Annotated in this window: 9 protein-coding genes; 6 read left to right on the top strand and 3 right to left on the bottom strand. The window is 38.5% G+C overall.

Going from position 1 to position 14,748, the window contains the following annotated elements:
• Positions 1-106: 106 nt before the first annotated feature.
• Positions 107-1,378 carry a 2-oxoglutarate dehydrogenase complex dihydrolipoyllysine-residue succinyltransferase gene (odhB, locus tag QCQ61_RS06020; protein WP_279449867.1) on the bottom strand — a complete coding sequence of 424 codons (1,272 nt, stop codon included), beginning with the start codon at positions 1,376-1,378 and terminating at the stop codon, positions 107-109.
• 81 nt (positions 1,379-1,459) lie between these two features.
• Entirely contained in the window at positions 1,460-4,231 is a 2,772-nt protein-coding gene (locus tag QCQ61_RS06015; protein ID WP_279449866.1) for a 2-oxoglutarate dehydrogenase E1 component, read from the bottom strand.
• A 113-nt stretch (positions 4,232-4,344) separates the two neighbouring features.
• On the opposite strand from QCQ61_RS06015, the gene QCQ61_RS06010 reads away from it, so the two are divergent.
• Entirely contained in the window at positions 4,345-4,878 is a 534-nt protein-coding gene (locus QCQ61_RS06010) for an alpha-ketoglutarate decarboxylase (protein ID WP_279449865.1), read from the top strand.
• Here the strand turns inward: QCQ61_RS06010 and QCQ61_RS06005 are convergent.
• Positions 4,875-5,849, bottom strand: a complete 975-nt coding sequence (locus QCQ61_RS06005) for a polyprenyl synthetase family protein (RefSeq protein ID WP_279449864.1) — start codon at positions 5,847-5,849, stop codon at positions 4,875-4,877. The two genes, QCQ61_RS06010 and QCQ61_RS06005, sit on opposite strands and share 4 nt — an antisense overlap.
• Before the next feature lie 158 nt (positions 5,850-6,007).
• Here QCQ61_RS06005 and QCQ61_RS06000 point away from each other — a divergent pair, with 158 nt between their 5' ends.
• The 5 genes from QCQ61_RS06000 (at position 6,008) to aspS (ending at position 14,747) form a co-directional block, all read left to right on the top strand.
• Positions 6,008-6,619, top strand: a complete 612-nt coding sequence (locus QCQ61_RS06000; RefSeq protein WP_279449863.1) for a TetR/AcrR family transcriptional regulator — start codon at positions 6,008-6,010, stop codon at positions 6,617-6,619.
• Positions 6,612-7,991, top strand: coding sequence for a TolC family protein (locus QCQ61_RS05995; RefSeq protein WP_279449862.1), 1,380 nt, complete (start codon positions 6,612-6,614; stop codon positions 7,989-7,991). Before QCQ61_RS06000 ends, QCQ61_RS05995 begins: the two co-directional genes overlap by 8 nt.
• 38 nt (positions 7,992-8,029) lie before the next feature.
• On the top strand, positions 8,030-9,190 hold the full coding sequence (locus tag QCQ61_RS05990) for an efflux RND transporter periplasmic adaptor subunit (RefSeq protein WP_279449861.1): 1,161 nt from the start codon (positions 8,030-8,032) through the stop codon (positions 9,188-9,190).
• Between the two features lie 14 nt (positions 9,191-9,204).
• Positions 9,205-12,702: an efflux RND transporter permease subunit gene (locus QCQ61_RS05985; RefSeq protein WP_279449860.1), complete on the top strand. Its 3,498-nt coding sequence runs from the start codon at positions 9,205-9,207 to the stop codon at positions 12,700-12,702.
• A gap of 290 nt (positions 12,703-12,992) precedes the next feature.
• Positions 12,993-14,747 carry an aspartate--tRNA ligase gene (gene aspS, locus QCQ61_RS05980; RefSeq protein ID WP_279449859.1) on the top strand — a complete coding sequence of 585 codons (1,755 nt, stop codon included), beginning with the start codon at positions 12,993-12,995 and terminating at the stop codon, positions 14,745-14,747.
• The last annotated feature ends 1 nt before the right edge of the window (position 14,748 follow it).

Raw genomic sequence — 14,748 nt, 5'->3', positions numbered from 1 at the left:
TTACTAAACTTAATTAATACAATTCTCTTTAATTGAAAATTGAATACTAGCTAACCAGCAAAAATCCGGCTCTACAGGCCGGATTTTTTTATAGTATTTAATTAAGTTATAATTCCAGCGCGTGTTTAACGTCGTTGTCCATCAATAATTCTTCGGGACTTTCCAGTGCCTCTTTTATCGCTACCAAGAAACCTACAGATTCGCGACCGTCAATAATTCTATGGTCATAAGAAAGTGCAACATACATTACAGGCGCCACTACAATACCCCCATCGCGAACAATTGCGCGCTCAACAATGTTGTGCATTCCTAAAATTGCAGATTGCGGCGGATTAATAATTGGGGTTGAAAGCATGCTTCCAAAAACACCTCCGTTAGAAATGGTAAATGTTCCACCCGTCATTTCATCTACAGTAATCTGTCCATCTCGTGCTCTAATGGCAAGTCTTTTCACTTCGTTTTCAACACCTCTAAAACTTAAATTTTCTGCATTTCTAATTACGGGCACCATCAATCCTTTGGGCCCAGAAACGGCGATAGAAATATCTTTAAAATCGTAGGTAATCATATCATCGCCATCAATCATAGAGTTTACATCTGGATATAGTTCCAGTGCTCGCACCACGGCCAGTGTAAAAAACGACATAAAACCAAGTCCTACTCCGTGCTTTTCTTTAAATTGTTCTTTGTATTGGCTTCGCAATTCAAAGATTGCCGTCATATCTACTTCGTTAAACGTAGTAAGCATGGCAGTTTCATTTTTGGCCGAAACCAAACGTTCTGCAACTTTTCTTCGAAGCATAGAGAGTCTTTTACGCTCGCTGCCACGACTACCTGTTCCAGGGGTTCCCATAGATGGCGCTGCAGCTTTGCTCGCGTCGTCTTTGGTTATTCGACCATCGCGCCCCGAGCCTTTTACATCTTTTGCCGAAATATTCTTTTCGCTGAGAATTTTCTTGGCCGCCGGCGATGGCGTGCCAGAGGCATACGTTTTTTTATCTTGCTCCTGGTTGGGAGTAGAGGGTTTAGACGGTGTTTCTATTTTAGAGTCTGCTTTCTTAGAGGCAGTTTCTTCTTTTTCTTTTGGAGCTTCTGCTTTCTTTTCATCAGTAGCTTCCTTTTTATTGTCACCTGGTTTCTCGGCATCTGTGTCTATCAAGCATACTACTTCGCCAACGGCAACTAAATCTCCCTCTTCGGCCTTTAGCGTAATAATACCACTGGCTTCTGCTGGAAGTTCTAATGTAGCTTTATCGCTATCTACTTCGGCAATTGCCTGATCTTTTTCAACATAATCGCCGTCTTTTACTAGCCAAGATGCTATTTCTACTTCGGTGATAGATTCTCCCGGAGATGGGACTTTCATTTCTAATGCCATATTATTGTTATTTAATATAAACCTAGGTTTACAATTTTCTAATTTAAGTTATTTTGTTTTTCTACTAAAATTTTAGAAAAACTAATCCATATTTTTATCAAAAACGTTTTCAATTACTTTGGCATGACGCGCTTTTGATCTAACCGTACTACCAGCGGCCGGAGCTGCATACATTTTTCTGCTGCAAACTCTAAAGTTTCTGGCTTCTTCAAAATGCATAATAATATGCGAATAGGCGCCCATATTTCTTGGTTCTTCCTGTGCCCAAACTATATCGTCGGCATTTTTGTATTTTTTGAGAATCTTCTTCATGGCATCTATTGGCAACGGAAATAATTGTTCCACACGTACCAAAGCCACGTCATCTCGTTTAAGTTCCTCTCTTTTTTCAAGTAAATCGTAATAAAATTTTCCTGAAACAAAAACCAACGATTTTACCTTTGCCACTTTTGCCTCCGTATCGTCAATTAACAATTGGAAATTACCATTTGCAAATTCTTCCTTAGTTGAAACAACCTTTGGATGGCGCAGCAAACTTTTAGGTGTAAAAACAATTAATGGTTTTCGGTAGTCTGTTTTTAACTGTCTTCTTAAAAGATGAAATAAGTTTGCGGGAGTAGTTACATTGGTTACAAACATATTGTCTGTAGCACATAATTGCAGATAACGTTCCATTCTGGCCGAAGAATGTTCCGCTCCCTGACCTTCATATCCATGTGGTAAAAGCATTACCAATCCGTTTTGCAATTTCCATTTATCCTCTGCTGCCGAAATATATTGGTCTATCATTATCTGGGCACCATTGCTAAAATCGCCAAATTGTGCTTCCCAAATGGTAAGCGAATTTGGACTGGCCATAGCATAGCCATAATCAAAACCAACCACTCCGTATTCTGACAGTAGCGAGTTAAAAATATAAAACTCGCCTTGATCGCCCTGTAAATGATTTAGCAGAACAATTTCTTCTTCACTTTCTTCTACTTTAATAACCGCGTGGCGATGCGAAAAGGTTCCCCGTTCAACATCCTGCCCACTCATGCGTACATCGTGCCCTTCGTTGAGTAACGACCCATATGCAAGAAGCTCGCCCATAGCCCAATCTAGCTTATTGTCTTCAAAATACATGGTGCGTCTTGCTTCAACGAGTCTGGTAATTTTTCTGAGAAACTTTTTATCCTCAGGCAATTTTGTTATTGCTTCGGCTATTTTATCCAGCTTTTTTAAGTTGAAAGTAGTATCAACCGGTTGCATCATTTTATCCTCTTCGGCATAATTATAGCCTTCCCATTCGTCTTGCATAAATGGAGTTATAGAAGTTTTATCTTCCTTTCTGGAATCTTCTAGATTTTCTTCTAATTTATCTTTGTATTCTTGCTCCAGCTTGTCTATGTAACCCTCGTCAATTACCCCTTCTTTAATTAATTTTTGGGCATAGATTTTACTTGGGTTATCGTGCTTGGCTATGGCTTTGTAAAGTTTTGGCTGCGTAAATCGCGGTTCGTCTCCCTCGTTGTGGCCATATTTTCTATAACCTAACAAGTCGATAAAAACATCGCGACCAAATTCCATTCTAAAATCTAGGGCAAAAATCATTGCATGCACAACAGCCTCTACATCATCGGCATTTACATGAAGAATAGGTGAAAGCGTAACTTTACCCACATCTGTGCAGTAAATGGAAGAACGCGCATCTAGGTAATTGGTAGTAAAACCAATTTGATTGTTCACTACTATATGAATGGTTCCTTGGGTTTTATAGCCGTCTAGCTGTGCCATTTGCACAATTTCATATACAATTCCTTGACCGGCAATTGCGGCATCTCCGTGTACGATTATTGGTAAAACCTTATTTGGATTGTCTTTATGATGGTCGTCTTGTTTTGCGCGCGTAATACCTTCAACCACTGCCCCTACTGTTTCCAAGTGTGAAGGGTTTGGAGCAATGTTTAAATTAATTTCTCTTCCAGATTCGGTTTTGCGTTTTGAGGTCCAACCTAAATGATATTTTACATCGCCGTCAAAAATATCCTGTGCATAGTCCTTCCCATCAAATTCGCTAAAGATGTCCTTAGCGCTTTTGCCAAAAATATTAGTCAGGGTACTTAAACGTCCACGGTGAGCCATTCCCATTACAAACTCCTCTACACCTTTTTCGGCGGCACTTTCAATTAAGGTGTCTAATGCTGGAATTAAACTTTCGCCACCTTCTAGTGAAAATCGTTTTTGACCAACGTATTTTGTATGAAGAAAACTCTCAAAAGCTACGGCTTCATTAAGTTTTTTTAGAATGTGCTTTTTATGTTCGTTAGTAAAATTAGGCTGATTATCATGTACATTCAATTTTTGCTGAATCCACTGGATTTCGTTCGGTTTACGAATATACATGTATTCAATTCCGATAGAATCGCAATAAATACTTTCAAGATGTTTTATAATATCTTCGAGTGTAGTATCGCCAATGCCCAATATTTCACCCGCCCTAAATGTTGCTTTTAAATCGTGCTGCGAAAGCCCAAAATTTTCTATAGCTAAAGTAGGTGTATACTTTCTGCGATCTCTAACTGGATTCGTTTTTGTAAAAAGGTGCCCTCGGGTTCTATACCCATCAATTAATTTCACAACCTGAAATTCCTTAATTACATCTGCGCAGATGGCGCCAACATCGTATTCAGGCGTTTCTGCCGGTTCGGTAGTGCCAAAAAATTCGTGTGCACTATTTTCAGAACCGAAATCGAACCCTTGAAAAAATGCTCGCCAACTTGGCTCAACACTGTCTGGGTACTGTAAATATTTTTCGTAGAGTTCTGCGATTTGTGTTGGGTGAATCGCGTTTAAGAAAGAAAATTTATCCATGATAAATGTACAAATGAGTCGTTTTGATAAAACGGTACAAAAATACAACAATTACACAAACTACCCGACTTGATTTTATATATTTATAGCTAGAAAATCTTAAAGTATTCATAATGCGAAAGTCCAAATTTTGGTGCAATGGAAGTTTATGTTTTATAATATTTTTACTTTTTGGAACCTCCTCCATTTTTAGCCAGAACAATAAAAGTGATTTTTGGCAACACGTACGTTTTGGAGGCGGAATTGGGCTTAGTTTCGGCGACGGTTTTTTTAGCGGAACACTTGCTCCGAGTGCTATTTATGAATTTAACGATCAATTTGCTGCCGGCGTGGCGCTAAATGGCACCTATGCCAGTTTAAAAAACAATAACAATGCAACAATTTTAGGAGGAAGCATATTGGCTCTCTATAATGTAATTCCCGAAATTCAACTCTCGGCAGAATTTGAAGAATTAAATGTAAACCGAACCTATAAATATTTGGGCAGCCCAGACGTAACAACCAATTACTGGTATCCCGCCCTATTTCTTGGCGCTGGTTTTAGAAGTAATAACTTTACAATTGGCGTGCGGTACGATGTGCTTTTTGATGCAGATGAAAGCATTTACGCAAGTGCTTTTGCGCCATTTGTACGTGTGTATTTTTAAACCTTCCGTTTCATTAAATCTCTTCCAAATTCGTGAAGTATTTCTTTTTTATCTGCCGAAATATTAATTGTATCTAAAAGCGAATACGCTAATTGACTATATTTTTCTATTTCGGCTTGTGTTGCTTCGGCAGCGCCAGAGGCCAAAAACAGTTCTTTTACGGTATTTATTTTATCAGTTGGATCTTTCGGATTTATGCTGTAAAGATGTTCCAATTCTTCCGATTGCGTTGTAGAACCTTCCCCAACGGCCATTAAATACAAAAATGTTTTTTTATTCGAAATAATATCGCCACCCACCTGTTTTCCGAAGGTTTCTGGATTTCCAAATACATCCAAATAATCGTCCTGCAGTTGAAAAGCTATACCCAAATTTCTACCAAATTCATAAATTTTATCTTTATCGGTTTCCGAAACTTCGGCCACGATAGCACCCATTTTCATCGCCGCCCCCAACAAAACAGCCGTTTTATGGTCTATCATTTTTATATATTCCACCAAGGATACGTCATCCCGGGTTTCAAAATCCATATCGTGCTGCTGCCCTTCGCAAACCTGCAAGGCAGTTTCGCTAAAGAGTTTTGCCAATTCGTGAAACATTTTAGGTTCGTAGTTTTCAAAAAATCGGTATGCTAAAATTAGCATAGCATCGCCAGAAAGAATGGCGGTGTTCACATCCCATCTTTCGTGTACCGTTTGTTCACCTCTTCGCAATGGAGCATTGTCCATAATATCATCGTGAATTAGCGAAAAATTATGAAACAATTCTACAGCCAACGCAGCGCTTATCGCTTTTTTAAAGTCGGTGCCAAAAAAATCGCACACCATTAATGTTAACGCCGGCCTAATTCGCTTTCCACCCAGCGCAAGTATATAGGCTATAGGGTCGTAAAGTTGGCGTGGCCCCTTTTCGGGAACTGCATTTTTAAGATGGGAATGAAGCGCCGTATTATATTTTTTTAAAATTTCCATGCGTTAAAAATAAATTTTGGCTAAAGTAAAACAAGCTAAGCGAATGCCCACAATTTATGTGGAAAATTAGCAGGCCTGTTAAGTTTCTGTTAATAAAATAAAACTAAGGAAACTATAATTGTTTTTAGAGTTTCCACAACCTACCTTTGCACCCGATTATGAAGAATAAAATTATTGAAAAAGCAACTGAGCTTTTTCTAAAACTTGGTTTTAAAAGTGTTACAATGGACGATATTGCCAACGAAATGGCAATTTCAAAAAAAACCATTTACACGCATTTTAAAAACAAAACAGCTCTTGTAAAGGAATGTACTTGCACTGTCATGCACGGCATTACTGATGGGATAGACGAAATTCGTTCACAAAACCAAAATCCGATTATAGAACTTTTTGAAATAAAGAAGTTTGTAATGTACAAAATTGATAACGACCACTCCTCTCCCCAATTTCAATTACAAAAATATTATCCCGAAATAAGTGGAAACCTTAAGGCAAACCATTTCGAAAAAATGATGGAATACACCCGAAATAATCTTCGCAGAGGTATAGAACAAGGCCTTTATCGAAGCAATATTAATATTGAATTTATAGCGAGATTGTATTTTTTGGGCATTCACGGTATAAAAGATCAAAACCTTTTTCCTCTCGAAAAATTTTCGATCAAATTCGCCAACGAAGAATATCTCGAATATCATTTAAGAGGAATTGTAACATCTGAAGGATTCAACACACTAAATAAATTCATTAAAGCGCATCAAACCAATGACTAAAAAACTTTTATTTTTCAGTTTTGTACTTACTTTTTCTTTAGGCTTTTCGCAGCAAAATAAAGACTACAGTTTTAGTTTACAAGAAGCCATTACCTTTGCGCTAGATAGTAATTACACCTCAATTAATGCACGACGCGATATTGCCAAGGCCATTAAGCAAAAGTGGGAAACCACGGCACAAGGGCTCCCACAAATAGACGGTACTGTTAGCTATCAAAATAATTTAAAACAGCCCGTAACCTTAATTCCCGGCGAGTTTGGCGGCGGCGAACCCGGTACTTTTACGCCGGTAACCTTCGGAACAAAACAAAATGCAAATGCCGTAGCTACTCTAAACCAACTTATTTTTGACGGAAGTTATCTGGTGGGTTTAAAGGCAGCAAAAGCATTTTTGAGATTTTCTGAAAACGCAAACGAAAAAACCCGGCTCGAAGTAAGAAAGGGCGTAATTAACGCCTACGGAAGTGTGCTCTTAGCTCAGGAATTAGTGGCCATTTTCGAAAAAAACAAAACAAATCTTGAAGACAACCTATTTGAAACTAGAAAAATTTTTGAAAATGGTTTAACAGAAGAAGAAAATGTTGAACAGCTCGAAATTACACTACTCGATATTGAAACCCAGCTAAGCAATGCCCGTCGTAGTCAGAAAATTGCAAAGCAAATGTTTAATCTCGCTTTAGGAATTGACGTATTTGCCCCGGTAATTTTAACCGACAGTTTGGATGAACTTGCAGATAACAACATTAGCCTAGCGCTATTAGATGCCTCTTTAAATATTGAAGACAATGTAGATTATAAAATTGCGTATAATCTTACCGAACAGCGATTTTTTGAAATGCGTCTTGAAAAAAGTAAATATCTGCCCCGACTTTCGGCCTTTGTAAATTATGGTACTTCCGCCAATAGCAACGATTTTAGTTTTTTTAACGGCGACCAAAAATGGTATCAATCTTCGGTTTTGGGAGTAAGTTTAAACATTCCCATTTTTAGTAGCGGAATGCGCAGCGCCAGCACCCAACGCGCCAAAATTGCTTTAGAGCAAGCAAAAACCGATTTTGAACAGAGCAAACAACAAATAAAATTAGATCTCACCTCAGCCAGAAGCAATTATCAATTCGCGATTGAAAATTATAAAAACTCCAAGAAAAATCTCGCCTTGGCAGTGCGTATTGAAAACAAAAACCAAATTAAGTTTACAGAAGGATTAGGTGCCAGTTTCGATTTGCGCCAAGCCCAGACACAGTTATACACGGCCCAACAACAATATTTTCAATCTATGTTGCAAGTGATAAACGAAAAAGCAAATCTTGAAACTGTTTTAAATATTCCGCAGCTTCGTATAGATTCAGAAACTATTAAAAAACAGTACTAAAACTTTTAAAATTCAACTTAAAGCGAAAATTCAAACTAATGAAAAAAGCACTTCTATCACTACTAATAATCGCCATCTTTGCTTCTTGCGGCAATGACAAGAAATCGGTAGATGCCGTGATTGACTCTGGCAATCTTTCGGCCGTAAAGGCCAAAAGAACCGAACTGAATAAGCAGCAACGCGAACTAAAAAGTGAAATTGACAAGCTGAATGAATATATAGAAACCCACGAAAAGAAAGAGCGTCCTGCACTAATAACTGCCGAGGTTATAAAAGATACTATTTTTAAACACTACGTAGAAGTACAAGGAAACGTAGCTACAGACCAAAATGTAGTGCTAAATGCAGAATATTCTGGAGTGCTCACAAACATATATGTGAAGGAAGGCCAAAATGTAACAAAAGGGCAGCGTCTTGCCAAAATTGATGACGGAGGGCTTTCAAGTCAAGTGGCCCAACAAGAAGCACAATTGGCCTTGGCAAAAACCACTTTTGAACGCCAACAGCGACTTTGGGAACAGAAAATAGGTTCCGAAATTCAATTTCTACAAGCAAAAACCAATTATGAAGCTGCAAAAAATGTAACCAACCAATTGCGTTCTCAGTTGGGAAAAACAATAATTACAGCGCCATTTAGCGGCATTGTAGATGAAATTATTTCAGATCAGGGGCAAGTAGTAATTCCCGGTCAAAGTCCCATTATTCGCTTGGTGAATTTGAACAATATGTATGTAAAGGCCGCCATTCCGGAAACCTATTTAAAAAACATAAAAAAAGGAACGCAGGTAAAAGTAAAATTAGCTTCAATAAATGCCGAGTTTGAAGGCACCGTTAGCCAAGTGAGCAACTACATTAATCCCAACAACAGAAGTTTTGAAATTCAGGTTGAAATCCCGAATAAAGACGGGTTAGTAAAACCAAACCTCATTGCAGTAGTAAAAGTGAATGATTACAGCGCAGAAAACGCCATAACCGTTCCAGAGAATATTTTGCAGGAAAATGCGGCTGGCGAAACCATAGCATTTTTATACCAACCTATAAATGATACTGTGGGGGTTGCAAAACGTGTATTGCTAGAAACCGGACTTTCTTATGAAAACCACACAGAGGTAAAATCGGGACTTAAAAAAGGCGATACCATTATTAAAGAAGGCGCAAAAACCCTTCGCGATGGCCAGAAAGTAACCATTAAAAACTAAGAAACCTTTGCATCATGAGCAAAAACCCGTATAAAGAATTTAGTATTTCGTCTTGGGCCATCGACAATAAAATGACCGTTTATGTAGTAATGGCCATTGTTTTATTTCTGGGTGCCATTGCCTATTACACCATGCCGCGCGAGGCTTTTCCAGAAATTATCGAAACCAAAATTTACGTTTCTTCTGTAAACCCCGGAAACTCCGCAGAAGATGTTGAAAAATTTATCACCGAGCCTTTAGAAGAAGAATTTAAAGACGTAGGCGGTGTAAAGGAAATTACCTCAACTACCCTTCAGGATTATTCTATTATTATTGTTGAATTTGAAGAGTCTGTAGATATTCCAGTAGCAAAACAATTGGTTAAAGACAAGGTAGATCTTGTAAAAGCCGAAACTACTTGGCCTACCCTAACCAATGGCGGAAAGGTAGAACCCAACGTTTTCGACTTAAATTTTTCGGAAGAAATGCCTATTTTAAATATTAACCTTACAGGCGATTATCCTGTACAACAGTTAAAAGACTACGCCGAATATCTTCAAGATAAAATTGAATTACTCCCCCAAATAAAAGAGGCCACCATTCGCGGTGCCGAGGAAAAAGAAGTTGAAGTTGCCGTAGATATTTATAAAATGACGGCTTCGCAAGTTAGTTTCGACAATATTATAAATGCAATAAAGGGAGAAAACAGCACCATTTCTGGCGGAAATATTATCACCAATGGCGTTCAGAAAAACATTCGTATTACCGGCGAAATTAAAAATCCGAAAGAGCTCGAAGATGTGGTGGTTAAAAAAGATGACGGAATTATTTTCCTAAAAGATATAGCCGATATAAAATTTCAAGAAAAAGACCCTACTACCTATGCACGCGAGTACGGGGAACCTGTAGTAATGCTCGATGTAAAAAAACGGGCGGGAAAAAACATGATCGAGGCTGTAGAACAAATTAAAAAAATTGTAGCCGAAGAACAGGAAAATTACTTGCCAAAAAGCCTCGACATTACGCTAACCAACGATCAATCTATTAAAACCGAAAACCAAGTAAACGATTTGGTAAACAACATAATATTCGGAGTAATTTTAGTAGTGTTGGTGCTAATGTTTTTCCTGGGCTTTAGAAATGCATTATTTGTAGGTTTCGCCATTCCGCTATCCATGTTAATGTCGCTGGTTATTCTATCGGCTTTGGGCTTTACGCTAAATACAATGGTTCTCTTTGGGCTCGTTATGGGGCTGGGAATGCTTGTGGACAACGGAATTGTAGTAGTAGAAAACGTTTATACATTAATGAGTGAAGGCCTATCGCCACGAAAAGCTGCCAAACAAGGAATGGGCGAAATTGCTTGGCCCATTATTGCTTCAACCGCAACTACCTTGGCCGCATTTTTCCCACTTGGTCTTTGGCCAGGTACCATCGGGAAATTTATGATATACTTTCCCATTACCCTCTCGGTAGTGCTTTCGTCTTCGCTTTTTGTGGCACTGATCATTAACTCTATGCTTACTTCGGTTTTTATGAAAACTGAAGAAGAACCCATGACAAAAAAGAAACTTATCCGTTGGAGTTTAATACTGCTAGGGGTTGGTATATTGCTTGTAATTGCTGGTTTTGCAATAGATGTTGCTGCATTCCGCGGTTTTGGAAATTTAGCAATACTCACCGCCATTATGCTCTGGGTTTATAAATATTTTTTGGTTGGAGCCGTAGATTATTTTCAATACAAAGCACTGAAAAAACTAGAGAATTTCTATGAAAAAATTCTAAAATACGCCTTGCGCGGAAAAAAAGCCTATGTGTTTTTCTTCGGCACGGTTATTTTATTATTTCTGTCTTTTATTTTGGTGTATTTAGTACAACCCAAAGTACTTTTCTTCCCCGAAAACGAACCCAATCAGATTATCACCTACATAGAATATCCACAGGGTACCGATATTGAAAAAACCAACGAGCTCACCAAACGCGTTGAACAACGTGTTTTTGACGCCATTGCCAAATATGAAGACGATGGCTATAATTATATGGTAGAATCTGCTATTTCGCAGGTGGGTCAAGGGGCCGGAAACCCACAGACCGATGGAGGCCAAAGCAATGAAATGCCGCAAAAAGGAAAGATAACTCTCTCCATGCGCGATTATCAGTTGCGTCGTGGCGTAAAAAGTAGTGACGTTTTAGAAGAAGTTCGGGAGGCGGTAAAAGGTTTTCCAGGGGCTTCAATTATTGTAGAAAAGGACGCTGCCGGACCACCCGTAGGCTACCCTATTAATATTGAATTGATTGGCGAAAATTATGAAGAAATGCTTCGCGAAGCCGAAAACCTTCGGTCTTATATTGAAGGCTTAGGCATAAGCGGAATTGAAGAATTAAAAATAGACGTTAACAAAAGTAAACCGGAAATGGATGTTACCGTTAACCGCGAAAAAGCAGGACAATTGGGTATTTCTACAGGGCAGATTGGCTTAACCCTTCGTCGTGCTATTTTTGGCGAAGAAGCTTCAACCTATAAAGATGGCGACGACGATTACGAAATAAATGTTCGGCTTTCAGACAAATCTCGTTACGATGAAAGTGCCCTTTTTAACCAACCTATAACCTTTAGAAATAACCAAGGGAAAATTGTGCAGATACCCATATCGGCAATGGTTACAAAAAACAATACTGCCTCTTTCAGCTCAATTAAACGAAAAGACTTAAAACGAACCATAACCGTATATTCAAACGTTATTGGAGGCTATAATGCTACCGAAATTGTAAATGATCTTAAGGTTGAATTGCAAAATTATGATCTGCCAAAAGATATAAATCTTGTATTTACTGGCGAACAAGAAGAGCAAGCAGATAATATGGGCTTTCTCTTATTGGCACTATTTTATGCTATGGGCGGCATTTTGCTTATCCTGGTAGCACAATTTAATAGCCTCTCAAAACCAATGATTATCTTAACATCGGTTATTTTAAGTTTGGCCGGAGTATTTCTTGGTCTGGTAGTTTTTCAAATGGATTTCGTGGTAATTATGACTATGATGGGTATTATTTCACTTGCTGGAATTGTAGTTAATAACGCGATTGTTCTTATTGATTACACCCAAATTCTCATTGACCGTAAAATGTTTGATCTACAAATGGATGAAGACCAAATGCTCACCAAACGCCAGTATTTTCAATTAATAGTTGCAGGAGGAAAGTCACGTTTGCGCCCTGTTTTGTTAACGGCAATTACAACTGTTTTGGGTCTTATTCCCTTAGCAATTGGGTTTAATATAGATTTCTTCGGGTTATTTACAGATTACAGTCCGAATATTTACATTGGCGGAGACAACGTTATTTTCTGGGGGCCACTCGCGTGGACGGTAATCTTCGGTTTAATATTCGCCACATTCCTAACTTTAATTGTGGTCCCGGTAATGTTTTATCTGGTTAACCGCGCCAAAATAAGGTTTTACAAAAAACGAAGGCTAAAAGAGTTAAAAAAACAAAGAGCAAAAGATGCTACCTATAATAACCGCATAGCGTAATAAACATTTCATCTATATAAAATCCCTTTGTATCAGTAATGCACAAAGGGATTTTTTTGTTTTTTGTTGTAAAGTTTTAAAAATGAAAATGGCAGATTTGAAGTAAAAAGAATAATCCACACGATAAAAAACACCATTAATCGTAACAATTAAAAAAACTTTCAGGCTTTTCTTTTAAAAATATTCGCGTATTCGTGGCAACCCGTGCTCTAAAATAATAATCGCTGCAAAACCACAACAATTCATTTAATACTTACTAAATTTGCCCTCTCAATTTTTTTCAGAATAAAATGTACAGAACGCACAACAACGGCCAGCTTCGCGCGGCAGATATCAACAAAGAAGTAACCCTTGCGGGATGGGTACAAAAAACCCGCGACAAAGGTTTTATGGTGTGGGTTGACCTTCGCGACCGCTATGGCATCACCCAACTTATTTTTGACGAAGAAAGAACTTCAAAAGAAGTAATTGAAAAAGCCACAAAATTAGGTCGTGAGTTCGTAATTCAAGTAAAGGGAACCGTTATTGAGCGCGAATCTAAAAACCCAAACATACCTACCGGCGATGTGGAAATTTTAGTTTCCGAATTAAATATTCTGAATGAGTCTCAAACTCCACCCTTCACCATAGAAGATGAGACCGATGGCGGCGAAGATTTACGAATGAAATATCGCTACCTCGACATTCGCAGAAAGCCGGTGCGCAAAAATTTAATATTCCGCTCAAAAGTTGCCATTGCCGTACGCAATTATTTGGCAAATGAAGGTTTTGTTGAAGTGGAAACGCCGTATTTAATAAAATCTACTCCCGAAGGAGCACGTGATTTTGTGGTGCCTTCACGAATGAATGAAGGTCAGTTTTATGCCTTACCACAGTCGCCCCAAACTTTTAAGCAATTGCTAATGGTTGGCGGTTTGGATAAATATTTCCAAATAGTGAAATGTTTCCGCGACGAAGATCTCCGCGCAGACAGACAGCCAGAATTTACGCAGATAGATTGCGAAATGGCGTTCGTGGAGCAAGAAGATATTCTAAATGCGTTTGAAGGGTTAACAAAACATCTTTTAAAAGAAATAAACGGCGTAGAAATTTCGGAATTCCCTAGAATGACGTACGACGAAGCCATGGCGAAATACGGAAACGACAAACCGGATATACGCTTTGGGATGGAATTTGGCGAGTTAAACGCCGTGGCAAAGCACAAAGATTTTAATGTTTTCAATCAAGCAGAATTAGTAGTAGGAATTGCTGTTCCCGGTGGAAACACTTTTACAAGAAAAGAAATAGACAAATTAATAGACTGGATTAAACGTCCGCAGATTGGCGCTTTAGGAATGGTTTATTCACGTTGTAACGATGACGGAAGTTATAAATCTTCGGTAGATAAATTTTACGATCAGGAAGATTTGGCAAAATGGGCTGAAATTACAGGAGCTAAACCTGGCGATTTGGTTTGTGTACTTTCTGGAGATAAAAATAAAGTTCGTACGCAATTAAGCGCATTGAGAATGCATTTAGCCGAAGAACTCGGTCTGAGAAAAAGCGACGAATTTGCACCACTTTGGGTAGTAGATTTCCCATTGCTGGAATGGGATGAGGATACAAATCGCTACCACGCAATGCACCACCCTTTCACCTCTCCAAAACCTGGGCAATTGGAACTTTTAGACACCAATCCCGGTGAAGTTAAGGCTAATGCATACGATTTAGTACTAAACGGAAACGAAATTGGCGGTGGTTCAATTAGAATTCACGATAGAAAAACACAAGCGCTGATGTTCGATTATTTAGGATTTACTCCAGAAGAAGCGAAAGCTCAATTCGGCTTTTTAATGGATGCCTTTCAATACGGTGCGCCACCACACGGCGGAATTGCTTTTGGTTTAGACAGGTTGGTTGCAATTTTAGGTGGGCAGGAAACCATTCGCGACTTTATCGCCTTCCCAAAAAACAATGCGGGCCGCGATGTAATGATTGATGCACCCGCGCCCATTGATAAAAAACAACTTGAAGAACTTCATTTAAAAGTTGAAATAAAATCTTAAA

Source organism: Aequorivita marisscotiae (assembly GCF_029814825.1).
GTDB lineage: Bacteria > Bacteroidota > Bacteroidia > Flavobacteriales > Flavobacteriaceae > Aequorivita > Aequorivita marisscotiae.
The sequence above is the reverse complement of the archived record's forward strand: the minus strand, read 5'-3'. Positions and strand labels throughout refer to the sequence as shown.